The sequence below is a fragment of the Pseudomonas umsongensis genome (assembly GCF_002236105.1).
In the GTDB taxonomy this organism is placed as follows: domain Bacteria; phylum Pseudomonadota; class Gammaproteobacteria; order Pseudomonadales; family Pseudomonadaceae; genus Aquipseudomonas; species Aquipseudomonas umsongensis.
Map to the genome: position 1 here is coordinate 2,221,703 of NZ_NIWU01000001.1, position 24,149 is coordinate 2,245,851.

Genomic DNA, 24,149 nt, shown 5'->3' on the forward strand with positions numbered 1-24,149 from the left:
TTTTATGTTCGATCAATCAGCCCGTGGGCGGATCAATCTTCGCGGTAGCGACGCAGCTTCAACTGCTTACCGGCAACGCGAGTGTCCTTCAGCTTGCTCAGCAACTTCTCAAGACCGTCTTCCGGCAGTTCGACGAGGCTGAAGCTGTCACGCACCTGGATGCGACCGATGGCTTCACGCGCCAGACCACCTTCGTTGAGGATCGCGCCCAGCAGGTTCTTGGCAGCGATACCATCACGCGCACCCAGCGCGGTACGGCAACGAGCACGGCCTTCGGCCAGAGGGATCGGTGCGCGACGCTCGCGGTCACCACGCTCAGGACGATCACCGGAACGCTCTGGACGATCGCCACGCGGTGCATTGTTCGGCACCAGTGGACGCTCTTTCTCGATAGCGGCCAGGTTCAGCGCTTGACCGTTGGTTGCCTTGCGCAGCAAGGCTGCGGCCAGGGCACGCGGGCTGCAACCGATGTCGGCGGTCAGGCGATCGAGCAGATCACCGTGGGTCGATTCGGCTTCAGCCACCAGCGGCGACAGGCTGTTGGTCAGTTTCTTGATGCGCGCATCCAGAACGGCTTGAGCGTCCGGCAGGCGAACTTCAGCAACCTTCTGACCGGTTACACGCTCGATCACTTGCAGCATGCGGCGCTCACGTGGAGTCACCAGCAGCAATGCACGACCTTCGCGACCGGCACGGCCGGTACGACCGATACGGTGAACGTAGGATTCCGGATCGTACGGCATGTCGACGTTGAACACGTGAGTGATGCGCGGAACGTCCAGGCCACGAGCGGCAACGTCGGTCGCCACAACGATGTCCAGACGGCCATCCTTGAGGGAGTCGATCACGCGCTCACGCTGGTTCTGGGCAATGTCACCGTTCAGCGCAGCGGCTTTGTAGCCTTTGGCTTCCAGGGCGCTGGCCAGGTCCAGGGTCGCTTGCTTGGTGCGCACGAACATGATCAGGGCGTCGAAGTCTTCCACTTCCAGCAAGCTGAGAACGGCGGAAGTCTTCTGGTCAGCGTGAACCAGCAGGTGAGCCTGCTCGATCGCGGTAACGGTCTGGGTCTTGCTCTGGATCTTGACGTGCTTCGGATCGCGCAGGTGGCGCTCAGCGATGGCACGAATCGATTGAGGCAAGGTGGCCGAGAACAGTACGGTCTGACGGGTTTCCGGCATGGCCTTGAAGATGACTTCCAGGTCGTCCATGAAGCCCAGCTTGAGCATTTCGTCTGCTTCGTCGAGAACCAGGTGGTTCACGGTCGCCAGAACTTTTTCGTCGCGACGCAGGTGGTCGCACAGACGGCCCGGAGTGGCGACAACGATCTGTGCGCCATTACGGATTGCTTTCAATTGTGGGCCCATCGGCGCGCCGCCGTAGACAGCCACAACAGTTACGCCCGGCATTTGCTTGGCGTAGGTTTCGAAAGCGGTTGCAACTTGTAGCGCCAACTCACGAGTTGGGGCCAGGATCAGAGCTTGCGGCTCGCGCTTGGACGGATCAATGCGGTGCAGGATAGGCAGGGCAAAGGCAGCGGTTTTACCGGTACCGGTTTGCGCCTGGCCAATCATATCGTGACCGGCGAGAATGATCGGGATCGACTGCTGCTGAATGGCCGAAGGCTCTTCATAGCCGGTAGCGACTACTGCAGCGACAATATTAGGGTGAAGTTCAAGAGCGGCGAAGCCGCCGATTTCCTGGGTCATGGGTCTGCCTCTAAGTGCATCCGCAAAGACCCATGCTCCAAAGCTGCGCATGCCGTGTTGAGACTCAAGAGTCGCCCTGGCAGCTTTGTCGGCGGGGATTTGCGAAAACGAATGAATGAAAGAATCGTTTAGGAAGAGTTCGCTGGGCGAACGTGCAACCGAATCTGACTTCGGGGAATTGCGCCACCTAAACGCGGCCCGGCTAAAGGCCGGCGCGCACTATACCGGAATTTGCCGAAAAAGGGAGCTTTTTTTATCGCAAAACTCCCGCGCACGGCGTTCTATCGCAGGCTTTGCGGATAATCGCTCGAGCGTCTACTTTTCAAAGGCCCTGCCCTGCGGGCGATGACGCTAAAACGGTTCACCCACCCGCCACAGACCTTGAGTCTGCGCGCCCTCAGCCGCTCGAGGAAATGCACCATGAAAGAGCTCAATACCAGCCGTGTGAGTCGGGAAAAGCGTGGTCATGTCCTGTTGATCGGGCTGGACCGGGTGGCCAAGCGCAACGCCTTTGATATCGACCTGCTCAACGAGTTGAGCCTGGCCTACGGTGAATTCGAAGCTGACAGCGAAGCACGGGTGGCCGTGGTCTTCGGGCATGGCGATCATTTTACCGCCGGCCTGGACCTGGTCAGCGCCAGCGCGGCACTGACCGAAGGCTGGCAAGCCCCACCCGGTGGCTGCGACCCGTGGGGGGTCTTCGCCGGGCCCAGGGTCAGCAAACCGGTGATCGTCGCCGCCCAGGGCTACTGCCTGACCATCGGCATCGAGTTGATGCTGGCCGCCGATATCAACCTGTGCGCCAGCAACACCCGCTTTGCGCAAATGGAGGTGCAACGCGGCATCTTCCCCTTCGGTGGTGCCACCTTGCGCCTGCATCAGGTGGCCGGGTGGGGCAATGCCATGCGCTGGATGCTGACCGGCGACGAATTCGATGCCCATGATGCCTTGCACCTGGGCCTGGTGCAGGAAGTCATGGCAAGCGAGGATTTGCTGCCGCGGGCGATTGAACTGGCCGAACGCATTGCCCGGCAGGCGCCGTTGGGGGTTCAGGCAACGCTGATGTCTGCCCGGCAGGCCCGTTATGAAGGGGAAACGGCCGCGGCGCAGGGATTGCCGGCGCTGGTGAAGAAATTACTGGCCAGCGAGGATGCACAGGAGGGTGTGCGGTCACTGGTGGAGCGCCGGCCCGGAATTTTCAAAGGTTGTTGACCCCTGTAGGAGCTGCCGCAGGCTGCGATCTTTTGATCTTAAAAAAACAAAATCAAGAGATCGTAGCCTGCGGCAGCTCCTACACGGGGATTTGTGTTCTCAGGTCGCCGGGCGAATCGCCTTGATCAGCGACTGCAACGAATACCCCAACCGCGGCGCCAATGCTTCGGCCCGTGCGGTCAGGCTTTCCATGTCCAGCGCCTGATCCAGTTCCGACGGCACGATCAGGATCACGTTGCCCTCCTTCACCGGCAGCTCCCAGTAATGCCGATGGTAGAGCCCGCGCAGCAACGCGGCGCCCAGTGGCTTGCCATCGTCGGTGGCCCATTGGTTGATCACCAGCCAGCCTCCCGGATTCAGGCGCTTCTGACAGTTCTCCAGGAAGGTCCAGGCCAGATGCCCGACACCCGGGCCGACGTCGGTGTAGAGATCGACAAAAATCAGGTCCGCAGGCTCGGCGGTGTCGAGCAGCTCAAGCGCATCGCCCACGCGGATATACAGGCGCGGGTCGTCGTCCAGCCCCAGGTACTCGATGGCCAGGCGCGGCACATCCGGGCGCAGTTCGATGGCTTCGACATCCTCCAGGGGCAGGAACTTGAGGCAGGCCTGGGTCAGCGTTCCGGCGCCAAGCCCCAGGAACAGCGCGCTTTCCGGCTGCTCATGGCACAGCGCACCGATCAGCATCGCCCGGGTATAGTCGTACTCGAGCCAGCTCGGATCGGCCGTGAACACGCAACTTTGTTCGATGGCATCACCGAATTCGAGGAAGCGGTAATCGGCCACTTCCAGCACGCGAATCACGCCATATTCGTCCTGCACCTCGGCGAGCAGATGCTCGACGCGCTCCTCAGTCATTTCGTCTCCTGATCGTTGCCGGGCCTTCTTGGGCAAACAGCAACGCGATAAACCGCAGCGGAAGCGGCAAAGGCGCGATTGTCCGCGAATCGACGGGAACAGGTCACGCACTAATTGCTGATAACATGGTCGTCCGAGCGGAAAACACTAGAGATCATGATGAGCCAACCCTGGAGCCCTGACAGCTGGCGCGCCCTGCCGATCCAGCAACAACCCCAATACCCCGACGCGGCGCATCTGCAGCACGTCGAGCAGACCCTGGCCAGCTACCCGCCGCTGGTGTTTGCCGGGGAAGCCCGGGAATTGCGCCGTCAGTTCGCCGAAGTGACCCAGGGACGAGCGTTTTTGCTGCAGGGCGGCGATTGCGCCGAAAGTTTCGCCGAGTTTTCCGCTGCGAAAATCCGCGACACCTTCAAGGTGCTGCTGCAAATGGCCATTGTCATGACTTTCGCGGCCGGCTGCCCGGTGGTCAAGGTCGGGCGCATGGCCGGACAGTTCGCCAAGCCTCGCTCGGCTAACGACGAGACCATCGACGGCGTGACATTGCCGGCCTACCGTGGCGATATCGTCAACGGCATCGGTTTCGATGAAAAAAGCCGCGTACCGGACCCGGAACGCCTGCTGCAGTCGTACCACCAGTCCACCGCCACCCTCAACCTGCTGCGCGCCTTCGCCCAGGGCGGGTTTGCCGACTTGCACCAGGTACACAAGTGGAACCTGGACTTCATCGCCAACTCGGCCCTCGCGGAAAAATACAGCCACCTCGCCGACCGCATTGATGAAACACTGGCGTTCATGCGCGCCTGTGGTATGGACAGCTCGCCGCAACTGCGCGAAACAAGTTTTTTCACCGCCCACGAAGCGCTGCTGCTCAATTACGAGGAAGCCTTTGTCCGTCGCGACAGCCTGACCAACGACTATTACGACTGTTCGGCCCACATGCTATGGATCGGCGATCGCACCCGCCAACTCGATGGCGCGCATGTCGAATTCCTGCGCGGGGTGAATAATCCGATCGGGGTCAAGGTCGGCCCGAGCATGAATCCCGAGGAGCTGATTCGCCTGATCGACGTGCTCAACCCCGACAACGATCCGGGGCGCCTGAACCTGATCGCCCGCATGGGCGCGAACAAGGTTGGCGATCATTTGCCGCAACTGATCCGCGCCGTGCAGCAAGAAGGCCGGCAGGTGCTCTGGAGTTCCGATCCGATGCACGGCAACACGATCAAGGCCAGTAGTGGCTACAAGACTCGCGACTTTGCGCAGATCCTTGGCGAGGTGAAGCAGTTCTTCCAGGTTCACGAAGCCGAGGGCAGTTACGCCGGTGGCATCCACATCGAAATGACCGGTCAGAATGTCACCGAGTGCATCGGTGGAGCGCGGCCGATCACCGAGGACGGTTTGTCGGATCGCTACCATACGCATTGCGACCCGCGAATGAATGCCGATCAGTCGCTGGAATTGGCGTTTTTGATTGCTGAGACATTGAAGCAGGTTCGGCGTTAAACAGCGCTGAATTCTTCGCGAGCAGGCTCGCTCCCACAGTGGACCGCGTCCTACAGGGCAACTCGGTTTACTGTGGGAGCGAGCCTGCTCGCGAAGGGGTCGGCTCAGGCACCATCAATACTGGCCAATGCCACCCGCAATCTTGCCGCACTCGCCCGCGGGCAATTCAACTGGACCTGCGCCAGTCCCAGCCAATCCGCCATCCGCCGCAAATTCACCGCCAACGCCAACATCCCCTCGTCATCCAGCCCCGACGCTTCCTCATGTACCGCATGCACCGCCAACCGCCCGGCCGCCCTCTCGGCACGCAGGTCAACCCGCGCGGCAATCCGTTCATTGTGCAAAAACGGCAGGACGTAATAGCCATAGATCCGCTTGTCCGGCGGCGTGTAGATCTCCAGCCGGTAGCGAAAATCAAACAGCCGCTCGGTACGGCTGCGCTCCCAGATCAGTGAGTCGAACGGTGAAAGCAAGGCACTGGCCTCGACCTTGCGCCGCACCTTTGGCTCAGGCAGGCAATAGGCAGGTTGCCGCCAGCCCTCGACTTCGCAGCAGAGCAACTCGCCTGCCTCGACCAACTCCGCCAGGCGCGGACGACTGTCCCCAGGACCCAAGCGAAAATAGTCTCTCAGATCTTTCTCGGTGCCGACGCCCAAGGCCGACGCAGCATGCCGTATCAGCCCGCGCTGGGCCTCAGCCTCGCTCAGCAGCGGCTGGGCCAGTATTGCAAAAGGAATAACCCGCTCCGGCAGGTCGTAGAGGCGTTCGAAGCCGCGCCTGCCTGCCACTGTCACTTCACCGGCGGCGAACAGCCATTCCAGTGCATGCTTTTCCGCACTACAGTCCCACCAGGGCCCTGCCCGTTCCTGGCGAGTCGACAGGCTGCCAGCGCCCAACGCGCCCTGCTCCTGAACGCAGGCCAGCACCCGGCGAACCGTGTCCTGCTGCTCACGACCGAAACGCGCCAGTTGCTGATAAATATCTTCGCCACGGCTTGCCCGCTGCATGCGCCAGCGCATCAATGGGTACATCGACAAGGGCAGCAAGGACGCTTCATGCCCCCAGTATTCGAACAAGGTACGCTGTCGTCCCTGGCTCCAGGCGGCTTGATCTAGCAGGTCGGCGCGATACTGGCCAAGCCGGGAAAACAGCGGCAGGTAGTGCGAACGCACCAGCGCATTGACCGAGTCGATCTGCAAAATGCCCAGGCGCTCGATCAATCGATTGATCCTGGCAGGCTTGACCGGAACAGGGGGCTGGCGCCCGACAAAACCTTGTGCGGTCAGCGCCAGGCGTCTGGCTTGCTTCAAGGAAAAAGACAGGGATGCAGGCATCTGGCGACTCTTCGGCAAGGGTCTTCCCACCTTAGCGGCAGGCGGGAAAAACGCCACTACCAACGCCTCATCGCTTGAGAGGATCATTCCAGAATGGCCGGGCAGACTCCCTGCGGACATCGGCTCGACTCAAGCCAATATCACGCAGGCACTCGTCGCTCAGTCGCGCCAACTCGGTTCGATCCCTGTTCAGTTTGCGCCAGCGCTGCAATTGCGTGACCACCGCCCAAACGGGCTGTCGGAGCCTGAGCAGCGCATCGCGCACGCCATGCCTCGCACGCTTTCGTTCAATGCCTTGTCGTTCCATGACACCACTCCTCAATGTTGGGGAGGGGATCTTCGGCCAGCGCAGAACCAGGCTCCAGCAAAGCTCTATGACCATCTGTTTCGGACTCGCGCCTACCCCATCAGCCCGGGGTTTGGCCGGGATAATGGGGTAGTGACAGGACATTTCCATGGGTCGTCGAGCCTATTTTCCATTGCTCATCGGGTCTTGCCAGAAGTGCAGTTCAGCTTCGTGGGCGACGTCGGCACGACTCAAGCCGATGTCCTTCAACGCCTCATCACTCATGCTCGCCAGCATTTCGCGCTCACGGTGCAGTTCGTACCAGCGACTGAACTTGTGCAACAGGTCGGATATCAGGTGAACCGAATGTTTTTCAGTGCCGTGAATTTCATGATGACCTTTCATCTTGTTGCCCTCCGTTTGGATGGCTCAAGTCTCTGCCCAGGTCTAAGATCAATCCAACGAATGTTTCTGATGGTAACCATCTCGGAGATTGATGAATGTCCGCCTACCCGAGTATCGATACCGAAGTGCTGCGTACCTTTGTCGCCATCGCTGACCAGGGGGGCTTCACTCGTGCCGGTGAATTGGTCAACCGTACCCAGTCAGCCGTCAGCATGCAGATGAAGCGGCTGGAAGAAGATGTGCTGCAGCGCCAATTGTTCCAGCGCGACGGACGCCAGGTGCGGCTCACGGCCGAAGGCCAGGTACTGCTGGGTTATGCGCGGCGTATCCTCAAGCTGCACAGCGAAGTATTCAACACGCTGCGCGAGCCACACATGGTCGGTACGGTTCGCATTGGCACCCCGGACGACTACGTGATGCGTTTTCTGCCGGGGATCCTGCGTCAGTTTGCCCAATCCTATCCGCTGATCCAGATCGAAGTGCATTGTGAATCATCAAAACAACTGCTGATGCGCCAGGATCTCGACCTGTCCATCGTCACCCGTGAACCGGGCAGCGAAATCGGCCAGTTGTTGCGCAAGGAGCGTTTGGTCTGGGCCGAGGCGCAATGCTACAGCGCCCACGAGCAGACGCCGTTGCGCCTGGCGATGTTCAACACTGATTGCTTCTGCCGGATGTGGGCCTGTAACGCCCTTGATGCCCAAGGGCGCGATTATCGCGTGGCGTATAACAGCGACAGTCTGTCGGCGATCATGGCGGTCGTCAGCGCTGGCCTGGCTGTCACCGCGCAGCTTGAAAGCCTGATCACCGCGGACATGCGCATCCTGGGTGAAGCCGAGGACCTGCCAGTGCTACCCGAGGCCAGCATCATGCTGGTGCGCAACCTGCATAATCCGTCACCGATCACCGAGTGCCTGGCAGAGCATATCGTCGAAGGCTTCAAGCTTTAAACACAAGCATGACCGCACAGCACAGCAGGAAGCCGCAAAACAAGGCGCGCAACAGGCGCTCCGGCAGGCTGTGGGCGATCTTCACGCCCCAACTGATACTCATCAGCCCGCCGATCGCCAGTGGCACACCGATCATCCAGTTCACCTGGTGATGGACGCCATAGGTGACCAGCGTCACACCGGTGCTCGGCAGTGCCAGTGCCAGGGACAACCCTTGGGCAACCACCTGTGTAGTGCCGAACACGCTGGTCAACACCGGTGTGGCCACCACCGCCCCGCCCACGCCAAACAGCCCGCCCATGGTGCCGGATGCGGCACCGAGCACGCCGAGCCATGGCCAGGAATGGTTCATCTGCGTTGAAGGCGCTGCACTGGTGAAGAACATCCGCACCAGGTTGTAGGCGCACAACGCGATCAGGAACGCGACAAAACCGATGCGCATGCTTTGTGCATCGATACCCACCGCCCAGATCGATCCAAGCCAGGCGAAGCAAAAGCCCATCGAGGCCAGCGGCAGCGCGTAGCGCAACTCGATCTTGTTGCGCTGGTGGTAGCGCCACAGCGCCAGCATCACGTTCGGCACCACCATCACCAACGCCGTACCTTGGGCAATCTGCTGATCGAGACCGAATAACACGCCCAGCATAGGAATGGCGATCAATCCCCCGCCGATGCCAAAGAGGCCGCCGAGTGTTCCCAAGGCGGCGCCGAAAACCAGGTACAGCACAAACTCAATCACTGTGTATCTCTCCCAAACGTCAGGCGATTCATCCTACGCAACTGGTTCTGGCGGCGAAACGCACAGCAACGCACAATGGCTATGCCAAACTCGCACAAGCATCGAGCCACTCATGAATCCCAACCAACTGACCGATCAACTGGGCCTGTTTCTCGACGTTCTGGAAACCGGCAGTTTTTCCGCCGCGTCACGCCGTCATCCACTGACGCCCTCGGCTGTGGCACGGCGCATTGACAGTCTGGAAGGCGCCGTCGGCAGCCAATTGTTCATACGCAGCACCCATGCGGTGCGCGCGACGCCTGCGGGCATGGCGTTCGCTGAGCGCGCACGCAGGATCGTCGCTGAATTGCGCCTGGCCCGGGCCGAAGCGGTGTCCCTGAGCAGTGCTCCGGAAGGCCTGATTCGTATCGACGCACCGGCCGCGTTCGGGCGGCGTCACCTGGCACCGGTGATTGCCGATTTCCTGCTGCTCTATCCCGGCCTCGACGTGCAATTGCAGTTGATCGACAGCTTTGTCGACATGCAGGGCTTGAACCTGGGCAAGGTCGACCTGGTGTTGCGCGCCGGGCAATTGGCCGATACCCGGTTGGTGGCCACGCCGCTGGCGAGCATGGTTCGCATTGCCTGCGCCAGTCCCGCCTACTTGCAACGCCGCGGCGTGCCGAATGATCCGGCGCAACTGGTCGAGCATGATGGCCTGGACTGGGCCGGCCTGGCCCCTCCCTTCGCCTGGCGCTTTGAACGGAACGGCCAGATGCAATTGCATCGGCCGTCGCGCGTGCGCATGAGCGCCAACAATGCCGAAGCGTTGATCTCCAGCGCACTGGCCGGCCTGGGCATTGCCCACTTGCCGACCTGGCTCGTCAGCGAATACCTGTTGCGCGGCGAACTGCTGCCGTTGTTCTGCGAGAACGGCCTGCCAAAGCCGGAAAGCTCCGGGATCTACGCCTTGCGACTGCAGCAACAACCCAACTCCCGCAGTCGCCTTCTCCTGGAATACCTGAAAACCCGTTTCAGCCCCATTCCGCCCTGGGACCTGGAGCTGCAAACCCATCTGGGACGGCACTAGCCAAGAATTGTCTGGCGCGTTAAAGATTTGCCCGCTAGATTCATGAAGATCACTGATCAAGGTTTCCCAATGACCACCAAGCGCGACACCCCGGACAACTGCGACGACCTGCTGCTCGACAACCAGGCCTGTTTCGCCCTGCATTCCACTTCGCTGATGATGACCAAGGTCTACAAGCCCTTGCTGCAGGCGCTGGGCCTGACCTATCCGCAATACCTGGCGATGATGGTGCTGTGGGAGAAGGACGGTTTGACCGTAGGTGAAATCAGTGCGCGCCTGTTGACCGATCCCGGCTCGCTCACGCCACTGCTCAAGCGTCTGGAGGCCGAGGGTCTGCTCAGCCGCACCCGCAGCCGTGAGGACGAGCGCGTGGTGATCGTCGAACTCACCGAACAAGGCCGCGCCTTGCGCGACAAGGCCCGTGACATTCCGCAATGCATCCTCGGTGCCAGCGGCATGACGCTGGAACGTTTGCAGAAACTCCAGGCAGAACTTCAGGAACTGCGCCGGCATCTGCAAGACAGCCTCTGATTTTCAAACCTCCCGAAAATCCTCCCCTGTGGGAGCGAGCCTGCTCGCGAAGAGGGCATGTCAGGCGATATTGATGTTGCCTGGCACACCCTCTTTCGCGAGCAGGCTCGCTCCCACAGTCGTTTTGCGTTTGCGGTGAAAATTCAACTGATCCGAATTTTTTCATGAAAATATCTTGCGCACTAAACATTAGCGCGATATATTCATCTCGCACTTACTTAGCGCGCAAACATTTAGCGCAAACAACAAAACCCGAACGAGGCTTTCACCATGCAAACTCTCTACACCGCCATCGCAACATCCACCGGTGGCCGCGACGGTCGTGCGATCTCCAACGACAACGTTCTCGACGTCAAGCTCGCCACCCCGAAAGAACTCGGTGGTGCTGGCGGGGCGGCGACCAATCCTGAGCAACTGTTCGCCGCCGGTTACTCCGCCTGCTTCATTGGCGCGCTGAAATTCGTCGCCAGCCAGACCAAACGCAAAATTCCGGATGACGCGTCGATCACGGCCCACGTCGGCATCGGCCAGATCCCTGGCGGTTTCGGCCTGGATATCGACTTGCACATCAGCTTGCCGGGCCTTGAACAAGCCGACGCACAAACATTGGTCGAGGCTGCCCACCAGGTCTGCCCGTACTCCAACGCCACCCGCGGCAACGTCGAAGTGCGTCTGCACGTAACTGTCTAACGTCGCTTTCCACTCAGGCCCGAACAGGAAATGAACATGAACACTTTCAGCAAAGTCTTGACCGGTACCCTTCTCGCCCTGTCTGTCCACAGTGCATTCGCCGGCGACGTTGAACACAACACCCAGGCGTTTCTCGATGTGCTGAATGCCGGCACTGGCAAACCGATGGAACAGCTGACGCCCAAAGATGCTCGCGCCGTGCTGGTGGGCGCGCAATCCGGGGTGAAGCTGACGTTGCCAAAAGCCGATGTCAGCCAGAAGACCATCCAGGTCGATGGCCAACCGCTGGACCTGACCATCGTCCGGCCGGCCGGGGTCAAGGGTGAGCTGCCGGTGTTCATGTTCTTCCACGGCGGCGGCTGGGTTCTGGGGGACTTCCCGACGCACGAGCGTCTGGTTCGGGATCTGGTAGCGGGCTCGGGGGCGGCAGCGGTTTTCGTCAACTACACGCCGTCACCGGAAGCGCACTACCCGGTGGCGATCAACCAGGCTTACGCCGCGACCCAATGGGTGGCCGAGCACGGCAAGGAGATCAACGTCGATGGCAAACGCCTGGCGGTGGCCGGCAACAGTGTTGGCGGCAACATGGCGGCAGTGGTCGCGCTGATGGCAAAAGACAAAGGTACACCGGCAATCAAATTCCAGGTCCTGTTGTGGCCGGTGACCGATGCCAACTTCGACACCGGTTCCTATAACCAGTATGCCGAAGGGCACTTCCTGACTCGCAACATGATGAAGTGGTTCTGGGACAACTACACCACCGACCCCAAGCAGCGTAACGAGATCTACGCTTCGCCGCTTCGGGCGACCCCGGCGCAACTCAAGGGCCTGCCACCTGCGTTGGTGCAAACCGCCGGAGCCGACGTACTGCGCGATGAAGGCGAGGCCTACGCCCGCAAACTCGACGAGGCCGGCGTGGCGGTGACCTCGGTACGCTACAACGGCATGATCCACGACTATGGTTTGCTCAACGTGGTCAGCCAGGTGCCGGCAGTGCGTTCGGCGATGTTGCAGGCGTCGCAAGAGCTCAAGCAACACCTGAAGTAACACCCCCCCCTGTGTTTCCGACAGGCACAAAAAAGCCCGACTCGATGGTCGGGCTTTTTCATTCCTGAAGCAGTGCTTATTTAGCACGGCCTTTGTAGGAACCGCCTTCGCGGGTATCGATCTCGATCATGTCGCCGATTTCGATGAAGTCAGCAACCGACAGCTCGGTACCGTTCTTCAGTTTGGCAGGCTTCATCACCTTGCCGGAAGTGTCGCCGCGAGCGGAACCTTCGGTGTAGTCAACCTGACGCACGATGGTGGTCGGCAGCTCTACGGAAACCAGGCGGCCTTCGAAGAACACGGCTTCGCAAACGTCGGTCATGCCTTCTTCGATGAACGGCAGAACGCTTTCGATGTCTTCGGCATTCAGTTCGTACATGGTGTAGTCGGTGGTGTCCATGAACGTGTAGCTGTCACCGCTGATGAAGGACAGGGTCGCTTCTTTGCGGTCCAGGATCACGTCGTCCAGCTTGTCGTCGGCGCTGTAGACGGTTTCGGTCTTGTAGCCGGTCAGCAGGTTTTTCAGCTTGGTCTTCATGATCGCGCTGTTACGGCCCGACTTGGTGAATTCAGCTTTCTGAACCAGCCAAGGATCGTTGTCGATACGGATCACGGTACCGGGTTTGAGTTCTTTACCAGTTTTCATTGCGAATATCCGAATTTGGATGGGATTTACAAAAATCTAGGCCGCGTATCATATCCAATTTACATAAAACTGTACCAGCGCCGCGGCAAGATCGGTGTGCAAGGCCTGTTCCAGACACCACGTCTCGGCGTGATTTTGCAGCTGCGGCCAGTGTTTTCGGGTTGATTGCCAGTGGTCGGTCATTGTCTCACCGGCATTCCAGGCCCGCCAGAGACCACTGATCGCCTCGCCAGCCGCAGGCGAAAGGTCTTTGGTGTAGAGAGAGAGGAAGGCTTCGAGCTTGTCCAGATGAACATCTTCCTCCTGCTGATAGATGTGCCACAACATCGGCCGTCCCGCCCATTGCGCGCGGACAAAGGAATCTTCGCCGCGTACGGCGTTGAAATCACAGCACCAGAGCAGCTGGTCATACTGGTCCTGTCGGACGAACGGCAGCACCTGCACGGTCAAGGCATCGCGCACATGCAATGCCCCCGCCTGCAGGTCCTGCACGCTCAGCCAACGCTCGACGTCACCCAGGATACGCCCTTGCGGCACCAACAGATGAGTGGGCATCGAGTCGCTCGCCAAGGTGTCCAGCCAGCTGGCCAACCCGGAATTTTCATAGGCAAACAGTGAAATCAGTAGCGCACCGGGCGCGCGGTCGACTCCCAGGCCTTGCAGGAAGGTTTGCTGAGCCTCGGGACTCTGCTGGAATTGCCGGCGCCGCTCGAGCAATCCGCTTTCACGCAGCAGGCCGCCCGTACCTTTGTGGAACCCGGGGAAGAAAAAGTGCTTCTGGACGTGTTTGTATTTTACCGACGGCAAGCCGTGGCAGCCGATCACCCAGTCCTCGGCGCTCAGGTAATCGAGGTTCATCCACAGCGGCGTTTTGTCCCGCTGCGCCATGGCGTCCATGTAGGCGCCTGGCAACTGGCAGGCAAACGCGGCGATCACCACATCGGCCGCTTCTACCGGTTGCCAGTCGGCCGACCATTGACATACCTCGACACCCTGGTGCCATTGCCGACCAGCGTGAATGTCGATCTGCGGACACAGGCGCTCGAAGGCACGCAGATCATCGACCCACAAACGCACCTCCACCCCGTGCTCGGCCACCAGTTGCCGGGACAGCCGCCACGTCACGCCGATGTCGCCAAAATTGTCGACCACGGTGCAAAAAATATCCCAGCGGGTTTTCATATCAGGCATTCCAGGCTCCCGTTGGCAAAGGTGCCAATTGTCCGCATAAATCAGCCCGCGCAGAAGAGCCGACGCCGATTAATCTTCGTGCGACAATCGGCACTCGCCCGCGACCCCTCGCCAGGAGGCAACCATGCCCTACCGCCCTACTCCGCGCCGACCCATTGCGATTCACCTCAGTGCCCTGCAACTGACCGGCAGCATCGCCCTGGGGCTGTGGCTGGGTTTCATCGCCATCGCGTTGACCGGCTGGCTGGTGTCCCGGCTTTTTTTCAGCGAGCAACTGGCGCCGGTCGCTGCCGCGGTGGAACAACTGGCCAAGCCGCCAGTGGTGGCACGCCCGGTGCCGGACAATCCCGCACAGAGCCCGTTGTTCGAGCAGTATGAAGAAAACCTGCGCAAGAACGAGCAGGCGCAACGACTCGACCAGGCGCGCGGCAGCAACCGCAACCTGTCGAACCCCCGCTGCCAATTCTGGTTACAACAGGATCAGACGGCACCGAGCGAAAAAAGCCGCGCCAACGTCCTGCAATTCTGCGATTGATCATGAATAAGCACACTGTCCACCAACTGATTCTCGACAAATTGCGGGTCGATCTCGACATTGCCGAGCGCGCGGCGCAAACCGCCTACGAAACCGCGACCCACGAAGAAAACATCGCTGAAAACAAGTACGACACCCTGGGCCTGGAGGCGTCTTACCTGGCTGCAGGCCAAGCCAGGCGGGTCGAGGAGATTCGCCAGTCACTGGCGCTTTGCCAGAACCTGGCATTGCGTGCGTATGACGCGCAACGGGGTATCGAGATAGGTGCGCTGCTCGGCCTGGAGGACGAAAAGGGCCGCGAGCAATGGTTGTTCCTGGCGCCGGATGCGGCGGGCCTGAAGGTTGACCTGGTGGGGCAACTGATTACCGTCATCACCCCGCGCTCACCGCTGGGCAAAAGCCTGCTGGGCAAGCTCGCAGGCGACGAGGTGGAGATCCTGGTGGCGGGCGCTCGGCAACAGTTTGCTGTCACCGAGGTGGTTTGACCGGCTGCCCCGCCAACGCGGCGGGCCGCTCTATCAGTGAACCGGCAGTTCGACGCCGTCGAACAGCTCTTCCAGCTCCTGTTTGTTGTGGCACTGGATGGCCTTGGCCATGACTTCGCGGGTCAGGTGCGGGGCGAACTTCTCGATGAAGTCACACATGAAACCGCGCAGGAAGGTGCCGCGACGGAAACCGATCTTGGTCACGCTGGATTCGAACAACTCGCTGGCATCGAGCACCACCAGGTCGTTGTCGAGCTTGGTATCGACCGCCATTTTCGCCACGATGCCCACACCCAGGCCCAGGCGCACGTAGGTCTTGATCACGTCGGCGTCCGCGGCGGTAAACACCACCTTGGGCGTCAGGCCACGGTGGCTGAAGGCTTCGTCGAGCTTGGAACGGCCGGTGAAACCGAACACATAGGTCACGATCGGGTATTCGGCCAGGGCTTCGAGAGTCAACTTCGAGAGTTTGGTCAACGGATGCCCCTGGGGCACGACCACACAGCGATTCCAGCGATAGCAAGGCATCATCACCAGGTCGCCAAACAGCTCGAGGGCTTCGGTGGCAATGGCGAAATCCACGGTGCCATCAGCGGCCATCTCGGCGATCTGCATCGGCGAGCCCTGGTGCATGTGCAGGGCAACGTCCGGATACTGCTTGATGAAATTGCTGATCACCGGCGGCAACGCGTAGCGCGCCTGGGTGTGGGTGGTGGCGATCGACAGGGTGCCTTTTTTCTCGTTGGAGAATTCCTGGGCGATCTGCTTGATGCTTTCGACCTTGCGCAGGATCTCGCCAGCGGTGGTGATAATGCGCTCACCGGCCGGAGTAACGCGCGTCAGGTGCTTGCCGCTGCGGGCGAACACTTCGACGCCCAATTCGTCTTCCAGCAAACGGATCTGCTTGCTGATGCCCGGCTGAGAGGTGTAGAGACTTTGGGCAGTAGCGGAAACGTTGAGGTCGTGGTGCGCCACTTCCCAGATGTAGCGCAATTGTTGGAGCTTCATATGAATCCCTCAAAGCAGGTAGACGACACGGGCATCAGCGACGGTATATAACTATATTAATGGTTTGAAGAATAAATCTAGAACTTTTTGTCAAAATGCCATTATTCGTGTTCTAGCGATCCCCTTGGCGACGACGCTGCACCAGCGGCACCAGGTAGACCGGTACCTTGGCCAGTTGCAACACACGCGCTGCGGTCCGGCCCAAAGGCGTTTCAGCACCCGCACCGTGACTGTGACTCCCTACGATGAGCAAATCCACCGAGAGTTTCTGCGCCTGGTCGAGAATCACCTGCGATGGATCACCCTGCAGCACCCGTACCGCCTTGATCCGCAAAAGATCCTGCTCCCCCTCGTCACCCAACTCTTCGCGAAAATTGTCGAGCACCCGCTGCTCGATGCTGGCAATCACCGTGTTAAGACCCTGACTGTGAAATTCGTTCAATGCCTGCTCATCGAGATAACTCTGCAGCACCGATTCGGCAAACAGCCCCATGGGCTCGACGGCGTGCACCACGTACAGGTCGGCATCGAATGTTCGGGCCAATTCCAGGGCATGCTGCATCACCACGGGTGCGTACAGCCCGAGGTCAGTGGCATACAGCATCGAACGAATCATATGACCTCCTCGCGTGCCGACATGGCGGAGATTGATTCAGCTTAGCAGTGCCTTGGCGAGAGCGACATCTGGCGTAACACGTTGAACGGCGGGCTTAAACCTTTTGCTCGTTGCTTATGCCATGCGGCACATGGCCGGTAGCAACCACTTCGCGCGCCAACTCGCAGTGACCGGCCTGATCGTCGAAAAACACATCGGCGGCAAAGGCTTCGAGAAAGGCCGACTTGGTCAGGCCACCGAGAAACAGCGATTCATCCAGGCGAATATCCCACTCCCGCAACGTACGGATCACCCGCTCATGGGCCGGCGCCGAGCGTGCCGTGACCAGTGCCGTGCGAATCGGACAAGCGTCATCCGGGAATTCGCGCTGCAACAGATTGAGGGCAGCGAGGAAGCCCTTGAACGGCCCACCGCGCAAAGGCTCGCGGGCCGCTTCACGTTCGCTGGCCTGAAACGCCTCCAGCCCACCGGCCTGATAGACGCGTTCGGATTCGTCGGAAAACAGCACGGCATCACCGTCGAAGGCAATGCGCAGTTCATCGCTGGCGGCACGGCTGGCGCCGCCGGACAGAATGGTCGCCGCGGCGAATCCGGCGTCCAGCGCACTGCGTACGTCTTCGGCGTGGGTTGAAAGAAACAGATCGCAGCCAAAGGCCTTGAGGTAGGGATACGGACTGCGCCCTCCGACAAACGCCGCACGGGAAATCGCCAGTCCATAGTGATGGATCGAGTTGAATACGCGTAGGCCGGTGTCGGCGCTGTTGCGCGAGACCAAAATCACCTCGACCCGGGCGCGGCCGAGGTGGGCATTGAGGTTCAGGAGTTTTTGCACCAGCGGGAAGGCGTCACCGGGCTCGAGTATTTCTTCTTCGTGTTCAATCTGATATTGCCGGTAGGCCTCGACGCCACTCGACAGATAGACCTTGTGGCTTTCACTCAGGTCGAACAACGCTCGCGAAGAAATCGCCAGCACCAACTTGTCGTCTATGGACTTTGGCATCCCCTTCCTCCTCCGGTTGATCGACTCAGGTATTCCGTCGATCGATGAAACTCAAACTGCGATACATCGCCTCGATCCGTGGCAATTCACAGCCGACGGCCTTCGCCGCGGCCAGTGGCCGGGCGTAGATGGCCTCCAGTTCCAGCGGACGCTTGTGCAAAAAATCGTGGTACATGCTCGGCCAGTAGTCCGGCATTCTCTGCGTCACCTGCAAAAGCTGCTCGGCATAACCGGCGGGCACTTCGTGACCGCAGGCAGTTGCGCCCTGGATCACTTCGGCCATCAGCGAGGTGATCAGCTCACGGCTGTCGGCGTCGGCCATGAGCGGCGTGGTACTCGCCCCGAGCAGCACGGACAGGCCGTTGTACGGAATATTCCAGACCAGTTTCTGCCAGCGCGCCTGGTGCAGGTTAGCCATGGCCTGGGCGTCGATACCAGCCGCACGAAACAACCCGGCCCCCTCCTCGACAATCGCGGCACGCGATGGATCATCGGCCGCCGGCCCGCTGTGATAGCCGACATGTACCGCCCCCAGCGCCTGATGAGTGATGACACCAGGGCCCTGGCGATGGACGCAGATATAACAGAGCCCGCCCAGCACATGCAGCGCATCGGGCAGCAGTTCACGCAGGCTGTCTTCGACATCCAGGCCATTTTGCAACAGCAGCACCCTGGCATTCGGTGCGGCGGCTTGCACGATGGCGGGCGCGAGATCGCGGTTACTGGTGGTTTTTGCGCCAACCAGCAACCAGTCGCAAGGTGGCATGTCTTCGGCCGCCGAGTAGGCCTGCACCGGATTCAGCGTCAGCGCTCCATGTACAGCGCTGTGCAGTTGCAGCCCGCGCTCGGCCACCGCACGAAACTCGCTGCGCAACAGGAAATGCACATCGTAGCCGGCCTGCGCCAGCATCATCCCGTAGAACCCGCCGATGGCCCCGGTCCCGATAATTCCGATTGTCGGTTTCGCAACTGCACCCGTCATGGCAACTCCTCTGCTGTTCGACCCAACGCCCGCCCCAGAGCGGCGTTGAGCTCGGCGCCGGTCAGGCGCGATTTTAGTGCCCCGAAGAATTCGCCGTCGCGTACGACAAACAGCGCCGGCAAGTGAAAGACCTGATATCGCTCAACCACCCCGCCATTGTTACCGGCATCGATCCAGCACAGGCGATCGACGTCCAGGTCGAGCGCAGGCAGCTGCTCACGGGCAAAACGACAGGAGGCGCAGCCGACACTGGTGAAAATCACCAGCGATACGCCGCTCATTGCCAGCAGCCGTTGGTCGGCGTCGAAATCGGTCAGTTCCAATTCGACCACTATACTGGGTGGAACAATGTCAGATGGCCGACACATGGAGTCCGTGCTCATGGGACGTTTTCTTCCTCATCCTGACGATATACCTGTCGAGTTGACGTTGCTCAAACCTGAGTGCATCTCAAGGCAACAGCTGCACACTATCAGCCTCGGGGGCATGGCTTGCAATTATCACCGCGCCTGGCGCCATGGCACCGCGCTGGAGGTGCGCATGCCGACCCTGAACCCGGACCTGCGCTTTCTGGGCTATGTGGCCTGGTGCCTGCGACGAAAGCGAGGCTATCTGGTGGGCATTGCCTTCGTCGACGAACAGACACTTTTCAGTGCAAGAATGGGTGAGCAGGTGTGCCAGATCGAGCGCTACTGCCGCCAGCATGACGCCCACAACGACCTGCAGGAAATCCAGGCCCTGGCCCTGGAGTGGGTCCAGCAGCATGCCGACGAGTTCTCCCACGACAAGGTCCACCAGGCATTTGCACAGGCCGTACTGGATTAAACCGGGCCAGCCCATTGTCGAGCCACGGTGTAACGCGCTAAGGTTCTGCTCCCCGACGCGCTTAATTTGCTGTGCTCCGCCGCGCGGGTTCGCTGGCGGCCGGCACCCGTGACCTGACGAGTAAACGATGGCTGATTTACCGATCAACGACCTAAACGTCGCTTCCAACGAGACGCTGATCACTCCTGACCAGCTCAAGCGTGATATCCCCCTGAGCGATGCCGCCCTGCGCACCGTCACCAAGGGCCGCGAAGTCATTCGCAACATTCTCGATGGTACCGACCATCGCCTGTTCGTGGTTATCGGGCCTTGCTCGATCCACGACATCAAGGCGGCCCACGAGTACGCCGAGCGCCTGAAGGTTCTCGCGGCGGAAGTGTCCGATACCTTGTATCTGGTCATGCGTGTGTATTTCGAGAAGCCACGCACCACCGTTGGCTGGAAAGGCTTGATCAACGACCCCTACCTGGACGACTCGTTCAAGATCCAGGACGGCCTGCATATTGGTCGCCAGCTGTTGCTGGACCTGGCCGAAATGGGCCTGCCAACCGCTACCGAGGCACTCGATCCGATCTCCCCGCAATACCTGCAGGATTTGATCAGCTGGTCGGCCATCGGTGCGCGTACCACCGAATCCCAGACTCACCGTGAAATGGCTTCCGGCCTGTCCTCGGCCGTCGGCTTCAAGAACGGTACCGATGGCGGCCTGACCGTAGCGATCAACGCCCTGCAATCGGTTTCCAGCCCGCACCGCTTCCTGGGCATCAACCAGGAAGGTGGCGTGTCGATCGTTACCACCAAGGGCAATGCCTACGGTCACGTCGTACTGCGCGGCGGCAACGGTAAGCCGAACTACGATTCGGTCAGCGTAGCCCTGTGCGAACAGGCGCTGAACAAAGCGAAGATCAAGCCCAACATCATGGTCGATTGCAGCCACGCCAACTCCAACAAGGACCCGGCCCTGCAACCGCTGGTGATGGAAAACGTCGCCAACCAGATCCTCGAAGGCAATCAGTCGATCATCGGCCTGATGGTCGAAAGCCACCTGAACTGGGGTTGCCAGGCCATCCCGAAAGACCTCGCCGACCTGCAATACGGCGTGTCGATCACCGATGCCTGCATCGACTGGACTGCTACCGAAAACACCTTGCGCAGCATGCATGCCAAGCTCAAGGAAGTGCTGCCAAAACGCCAACGCACCTGATTGGCGCTTGCCGCAGACAAAAAAACGCCGGGCTGAGCCCGGCGTTTTTTTATGCGGCGATTTTCTCGGGGGTCACTGGCTCAGCTTGGCAGCATGGCGCTGGTGACGCTCCATGTAGCGCTCGACGTAGGAGCACGAGGGAATGACGGTATAGCCCATTTCCTCGGCGTACTGCAGCGCCTGTTCGGTCAGGGCCGCGGCGATGCCGCGACCGCGCAATGCATTGGGCACAAATGTGCGATAGATATCCAGGGTCTGTTTCCCCAGATCCATATAGGTCAGGTAGGCACGATGACCGTCCACATTGGTCTCGAATTGATGACCAGCCTGGTCATGGTGGATGGACAACGCCTCGCTCATCACTACTCCTCGCGGGTCTGGAATTCTGACCCCTACCTTACCGATGTTTTTCCGGCGAAGGAACAACTACGCCACCCCGTGCCTGAATCGACACCGAGAAGAGCTACACCGATCTCGCGCAACCGAGCACGTACAAATAGTAGGCACCATTGGCAGAAATGCTCAAGGTTCGCTCGTCATCATGCTGGTTGGCAGGTGCTGCTGTGGATAACGCAGGAAACAGCTCGACCGAAGGTCTTGCAGCGATCGGTTGCCTGAACATTGCCGGATGTTGAGACATAAGACGAGCGCCCCTCGTTAAAGTCACCTGAACATGGAGAAAGATATGAGAGACACCGCGCAATTTCCGAACAAAAGTGTAGACGATTGCATCTAGAAGGACTTTAGCCAAGACCGGAAAAAGAGCTTTGAGCCTGGGGAACTTTTCCTTGGCGGCTCGCTCATCTCGGGCCTTGTAGCTGGATATTTTTTATACAACGCAGTTAAAAGTTGCTCGAAAAAGAATCAACGCCTACAATTTTTTTTGCTTCTTGCTTCACGTCAGTTTACTTACGACAAGTAATGGGTAGTATGTACGCCGGCTATTTCCTCACTCGGAGGAGACAGCCACTTAATAGAAAGTCCTTGAAGGGGAACACGATGAACAACGTTCTGAAATTCTCTGCTCTGGCCCTGGCCGCAGTTCTGGCTACCGGTTGCAGCAGCGCATCGAAAGAAACCGAAGCACGTCTGACCGCTACTGAAGACGCAGCAGCTCGCTCCCAAGCTCGTGCAGACGAAGCTTACCGTAAAGCTGATGAAGCTCTGGCTGCTGCTCAAAAAGCACAACAGACTGCTGACGAAGCTAACGAGCGTGCTCTGCGCATGCTGGAAAAAGCTAGCCGCAAGTAATAGTCCTTCGGGATTATTATCAAGCCGACCCATTTTTTGGGTCGGCTTTTTTATTGCCTGCTGTTTCCTGCAGCCAATAAAAAACCCGCCGACGCGGCCTGCGTCGGCGGGTTTTTTTCAGGCATTACTGCAGCGGGTCGATCGGCGCACTCGTGACCATGGCCGCGGTAGTGTTCGGCACGCCGATTTCCACCGGCAGGCCATCTTCGGCAGCCACTACATCGCGTACCACATCCCAGTTCATACGCAGGTTATTGGTGATGTCTTCACGCTTGAGCATCGCGTTGATCACCGCAGTGTGCTTGTCGACCACCGACGGGTTGCCCTTGTCATCCAGCGGCGTGTGCGCTTCCAGGTAGACCTTGCCGCCACTCACGCCGAACTTGTAGGAGTCGTTGATGATCCGCACCGACGTTCCAACCGGGACCATGCCTGCCATTTCCAGCACGTTATTGTTGAACATGCGGAAGCAGCCATGGCTGGTGCGCATGCCGATGCCGAACTTCTTGTTCGAGCCGTGGATCAGGTAGCCCGGAGTCCCCAGGGTGAACTTGAACGGCCCCAGCGGGTTGTCAGGGCCGGCCGGCACCACGTTGGGCAGCGGATCACCATCGGCGGCATGTTCGGCCTTGATCGATGCTGGAGGCGTCCAGGTCGGGTTCGGCGTCTTGGCGGTGATACTGGTGTGGGCAATCGGCGAGCCCCAACCTTCACGACCGATACCCAGCGGGTAGGTGTACACCACGTTCCGGCCTTTCGGGAAGTAGTAGAGGCGGTACTCGGCCAGGTTGATCACAATACCTTCACGTGGTCCTGGTGGCAGTATGAAGCGGGTTGGAAGCACGATTTCAGTGCCGGCACCAGGCAACCATGGATCGACGCCAGGGTTAGCGGCCACCATTTCCGAATAACCCAGGTCGTAGGTCGTGCCCAGGTCGGCGAAGGTATCTTCGTACTTGGCCTTGATCACCTGTACCTGACCAACGATGTCTTCACCAGGCGGTGGCAGGGGTAGCTCCAATGCTGCGACGGGACCCGCTACACAGAGGGCGGCAAGTGTCAGGCAGCGGGTGACGGCGGGAAAGCGCGGCAACATCCGGAAAATCCTTTGCATGATCGACATAGGGTATAAGAACGCGATTGTACACCGCTGGCCGTTATTTCGGGGAGGTTGCGGGGGGTGTAGGCGATGCAAGGCATTTCGTGTCGCCTGCCATTCGACCTATTGTTTGTTAACGGAGTACATATCCATTCCTCCGGTAACGGCCACTTAGGGTTTCGCTTTTACAGCGAGTCACTTGGAAAAGCCCCAAGTAACCAAGGGCTCTTGCCCCTGGCGTTCGGTGCCTCGCTAATGCTCGGCATGCCCTCGCTCCGGTCCTGCTCCGTGGGTCGCCGCGATGGGGCAAGAAAATCAAAAGCCAGATCAAGATCAAACGCGAAAGCGAGGCGGCCTTAAAGCCGACCTTATTACAGGTCTGCTCGCGATCCCATTGTAGGAGCGAGCCTGCTCGCGATGGACTTCCAGGCAACGCGTTCATCCAGACAGGGCGCGTTATCGTTGACGTCCATCGCCAGCAGGCTGGCTCCTACAGGGGATTTGGTACGGCCGCAAAAATCAGGTCGGCTGTCAGGCCGCCTCGCTTTGCTGTTGATCGCAGGCGCCCCATTAACCACGATGGCCGAACGCAGGCATTGCGCAGTGAGGAAACCGGCAGGACGCCGGTTTAGCCGCGCTGGGCCATGGATGGCCCAGCGCGGCGACCCACGGAGCAATGCCGGAGAGAGGGCATGCCGAGCCTAAGCGAGGCACCAAGTGGTGGGGCAAAGCCTTTTGCTTCCTTTTTGCTGGGCCGGCACTCCGGCGTTTGAAAAAGGGAGTCGCTGTAAGAGCGAAACCATAGGTGGCGGTTACCGCAGCAATGGATATGTATGCAGGCAACCAATTCCACACAGGGCTTCCTGTGACGCTTCGCATCACCGTTGCGCACGGCTCAATTAATGCGTCGTCAGCGGAACGCGGAGCGTCCCTGGCGGCATTCCCACGCAGAGCGTGGGAACGATCAGCGAGTTCAC

27 protein-coding genes are annotated in these 24,149 nt (G+C 59.8%); 12 read left to right on the forward strand and 15 right to left on the reverse strand.

The window, feature by feature from the left end; all coding sequences use genetic code 11:
• Positions 1–32: 32 nt before the first annotated feature.
• On the reverse strand, positions 33–1,706 hold the full coding sequence (locus tag PSUM_RS10075; RefSeq protein WP_020800404.1) for a DEAD/DEAH box helicase: 1,674 nt from the start codon (positions 1,704–1,706) through the stop codon (positions 33–35).
• A 420-nt stretch (positions 1,707–2,126) separates the two neighbouring features.
• On the opposite strand from PSUM_RS10075, the gene PSUM_RS10085 reads away from it, so the two are divergent.
• Entirely contained in the window at positions 2,127–2,918 is a 792-nt protein-coding gene (locus PSUM_RS10085) for a crotonase/enoyl-CoA hydratase family protein (RefSeq protein ID WP_020800403.1), read from the forward strand.
• 99 nt (positions 2,919–3,017) lie between these two features.
• Here PSUM_RS10085 and PSUM_RS10090 read toward each other — a convergent pair whose 3' ends face one another.
• Positions 3,018–3,773 carry a spermidine synthase gene (locus tag PSUM_RS10090; protein ID WP_020800402.1) on the reverse strand — a complete coding sequence of 252 codons (756 nt, stop codon included), beginning with the start codon at positions 3,771–3,773 and terminating at the stop codon, positions 3,018–3,020.
• 159 nt (positions 3,774–3,932) lie between these two features.
• On the opposite strand from PSUM_RS10090, the gene PSUM_RS10095 reads away from it, so the two are divergent.
• On the forward strand, positions 3,933–5,279 hold the full coding sequence (locus PSUM_RS10095; protein ID WP_033041859.1) for a class II 3-deoxy-7-phosphoheptulonate synthase: 1,347 nt from the start codon (positions 3,933–3,935) through the stop codon (positions 5,277–5,279).
• A gap of 104 nt (positions 5,280–5,383) precedes the next feature.
• On the opposite strand, the gene PSUM_RS10100 is transcribed toward PSUM_RS10095, so the two are convergent.
• From PSUM_RS10100 to PSUM_RS10110, 3 genes are all read right to left on the reverse strand, one after another.
• Positions 5,384–6,613, reverse strand: a complete 1,230-nt coding sequence (locus tag PSUM_RS10100; RefSeq protein ID WP_083349444.1) for a winged helix-turn-helix domain-containing protein — start codon at positions 6,611–6,613, stop codon at positions 5,384–5,386.
• Between the two features lie 67 nt (positions 6,614–6,680).
• The gene (locus tag PSUM_RS10105) at positions 6,681–6,920 is read right to left on the reverse strand and encodes a DUF1127 domain-containing protein (RefSeq protein WP_020800399.1); all 240 of its coding nucleotides are present in this window, start codon (positions 6,918–6,920) and stop codon (positions 6,681–6,683) included.
• 162 nt (positions 6,921–7,082) lie between these two features.
• On the reverse strand, positions 7,083–7,304 hold the full coding sequence (locus PSUM_RS10110; RefSeq protein ID WP_020800398.1) for a DUF1127 domain-containing protein: 222 nt from the start codon (positions 7,302–7,304) through the stop codon (positions 7,083–7,085).
• 95 nt (positions 7,305–7,399) lie between these two features.
• On the opposite strand from PSUM_RS10110, the gene PSUM_RS10115 reads away from it, so the two are divergent.
• Positions 7,400–8,254, forward strand: a complete 855-nt coding sequence (locus PSUM_RS10115; RefSeq protein WP_020800397.1) for a LysR substrate-binding domain-containing protein — start codon at positions 7,400–7,402, stop codon at positions 8,252–8,254.
• Here PSUM_RS10115 and PSUM_RS10120 read toward each other — a convergent pair.
• Positions 8,244–8,993, reverse strand: coding sequence for a sulfite exporter TauE/SafE family protein (locus tag PSUM_RS10120; RefSeq protein WP_020800396.1), 750 nt, complete (start codon positions 8,991–8,993; stop codon positions 8,244–8,246). The two genes, PSUM_RS10115 and PSUM_RS10120, sit on opposite strands and share 11 nt — an antisense overlap.
• 112 nt (positions 8,994–9,105) lie before the next feature.
• On the opposite strand from PSUM_RS10120, the gene PSUM_RS10125 reads away from it, so the two are divergent.
• The 4 genes from PSUM_RS10125 to PSUM_RS10140 all read left to right on the forward strand — a co-directional run bounded on the left by PSUM_RS10125 (position 9,106) and on the right by PSUM_RS10140 (position 12,330).
• Positions 9,106–10,062, forward strand: a complete 957-nt coding sequence (locus PSUM_RS10125; RefSeq protein WP_020800395.1) for a LysR family transcriptional regulator — start codon at positions 9,106–9,108, stop codon at positions 10,060–10,062.
• 69 nt (positions 10,063–10,131) lie between these two features.
• A complete protein-coding gene (locus tag PSUM_RS10130; RefSeq protein WP_020800394.1) occupies positions 10,132–10,593 on the forward strand; it encodes a MarR family winged helix-turn-helix transcriptional regulator in 462 nt (153 codons plus the stop codon).
• 270 nt (positions 10,594–10,863) lie between these two features.
• Positions 10,864–11,283, forward strand: coding sequence for an organic hydroperoxide resistance protein (locus PSUM_RS10135; protein WP_020800393.1), 420 nt, complete (start codon positions 10,864–10,866; stop codon positions 11,281–11,283).
• A gap of 36 nt (positions 11,284–11,319) precedes the next feature.
• Positions 11,320–12,330 (forward strand): alpha/beta hydrolase, encoded by a 1,011-nt coding sequence (locus tag PSUM_RS10140; protein ID WP_020800392.1) that lies wholly within the window; start codon positions 11,320–11,322, stop codon positions 12,328–12,330.
• A gap of 76 nt (positions 12,331–12,406) precedes the next feature.
• On the opposite strand, the gene efp is transcribed toward PSUM_RS10140, so the two are convergent.
• Together efp and earP are read right to left on the reverse strand one after the other, a co-directional pair.
• On the reverse strand, positions 12,407–12,976 hold the full coding sequence (efp, locus tag PSUM_RS10145; protein ID WP_008057003.1) for an elongation factor P: 570 nt from the start codon (positions 12,974–12,976) through the stop codon (positions 12,407–12,409).
• A gap of 48 nt (positions 12,977–13,024) precedes the next feature.
• Complete coding sequence (gene earP / locus PSUM_RS10150; RefSeq protein ID WP_020800391.1) at positions 13,025–14,167, reverse strand: elongation factor P maturation arginine rhamnosyltransferase EarP; 1,143 nt, start codon at positions 14,165–14,167, stop codon at positions 13,025–13,027.
• 124 nt (positions 14,168–14,291) lie between these two features.
• Between earP and PSUM_RS10155 the strand changes: the two genes are divergently transcribed.
• Together PSUM_RS10155 and PSUM_RS10160 are read left to right on the forward strand one after the other, a co-directional pair.
• Complete coding sequence (locus PSUM_RS10155) at positions 14,292–14,702, forward strand: hypothetical protein (RefSeq protein ID WP_020800390.1); 411 nt, start codon at positions 14,292–14,294, stop codon at positions 14,700–14,702.
• A 2-nt stretch (positions 14,703–14,704) separates the two neighbouring features.
• Positions 14,705–15,187: a GreA/GreB family elongation factor gene (locus PSUM_RS10160; protein WP_020800389.1), complete on the forward strand. Its 483-nt coding sequence runs from the start codon at positions 14,705–14,707 to the stop codon at positions 15,185–15,187.
• 33 nt (positions 15,188–15,220) lie between these two features.
• On the opposite strand, the gene cysB is transcribed toward PSUM_RS10160, so the two are convergent.
• The 5 genes from cysB to PSUM_RS10185 form a co-directional block, all read right to left on the reverse strand.
• Positions 15,221–16,195, reverse strand: a complete 975-nt coding sequence (gene cysB / locus PSUM_RS10165; RefSeq protein ID WP_008057010.1) for an HTH-type transcriptional regulator CysB — start codon at positions 16,193–16,195, stop codon at positions 15,221–15,223.
• A 112-nt stretch (positions 16,196–16,307) separates the two neighbouring features.
• The gene (locus PSUM_RS10170; protein ID WP_020800388.1) at positions 16,308–16,811 is read right to left on the reverse strand and encodes a universal stress protein; all 504 of its coding nucleotides are present in this window, start codon (positions 16,809–16,811) and stop codon (positions 16,308–16,310) included.
• A gap of 94 nt (positions 16,812–16,905) precedes the next feature.
• Positions 16,906–17,811, reverse strand: a complete 906-nt coding sequence (locus PSUM_RS10175) for a 5'-nucleotidase (RefSeq protein ID WP_020800387.1) — start codon at positions 17,809–17,811, stop codon at positions 16,906–16,908.
• A gap of 25 nt (positions 17,812–17,836) precedes the next feature.
• Positions 17,837–18,793 (reverse strand): putative 2-dehydropantoate 2-reductase, encoded by a 957-nt coding sequence (locus PSUM_RS10180; protein ID WP_083349445.1) that lies wholly within the window; start codon positions 18,791–18,793, stop codon positions 17,837–17,839.
• Complete coding sequence (locus PSUM_RS10185; protein ID WP_083349446.1) at positions 18,790–19,176, reverse strand: thioredoxin family protein; 387 nt, start codon at positions 19,174–19,176, stop codon at positions 18,790–18,792. The genes PSUM_RS10180 and PSUM_RS10185 overlap by 4 nt, the downstream gene beginning before the upstream one ends.
• Between PSUM_RS10185 and PSUM_RS10190 the strand changes: the two genes are divergently transcribed.
• Together PSUM_RS10190 and PSUM_RS10195 are read left to right on the forward strand one after the other, a co-directional pair.
• Positions 19,175–19,618 (forward strand): PilZ domain-containing protein, encoded by a 444-nt coding sequence (locus PSUM_RS10190; RefSeq protein WP_020800384.1) that lies wholly within the window; start codon positions 19,175–19,177, stop codon positions 19,616–19,618. The genes PSUM_RS10185 and PSUM_RS10190 overlap by 2 nt on opposite strands.
• Positions 19,619–19,745: 127 nt before the next feature.
• A complete protein-coding gene (locus PSUM_RS10195) occupies positions 19,746–20,822 on the forward strand; it encodes a 3-deoxy-7-phosphoheptulonate synthase (protein ID WP_020800383.1) in 1,077 nt (358 codons plus the stop codon).
• Positions 20,823–20,894: 72 nt separating this feature from the next.
• On the opposite strand, the gene PSUM_RS10200 is transcribed toward PSUM_RS10195, so the two are convergent.
• The gene (locus PSUM_RS10200) at positions 20,895–21,182 is read right to left on the reverse strand and encodes a GNAT family N-acetyltransferase (RefSeq protein WP_020800382.1); all 288 of its coding nucleotides are present in this window, start codon (positions 21,180–21,182) and stop codon (positions 20,895–20,897) included.
• A 639-nt stretch (positions 21,183–21,821) separates the two neighbouring features.
• Here PSUM_RS10200 and oprI point away from each other — a divergent pair.
• Complete coding sequence (gene oprI / locus PSUM_RS10205; RefSeq protein WP_003183784.1) at positions 21,822–22,073, forward strand: outer membrane lipoprotei OprI; 252 nt, start codon at positions 21,822–21,824, stop codon at positions 22,071–22,073.
• A 124-nt stretch (positions 22,074–22,197) separates the two neighbouring features.
• Here oprI and PSUM_RS10210 read toward each other — a convergent pair whose 3' ends face one another.
• On the reverse strand, positions 22,198–23,169 hold the full coding sequence (locus PSUM_RS10210; protein WP_020800381.1) for a L,D-transpeptidase family protein: 972 nt from the start codon (positions 23,167–23,169) through the stop codon (positions 22,198–22,200).
• Positions 23,170–24,149: the final 980 nt, after the last annotated feature.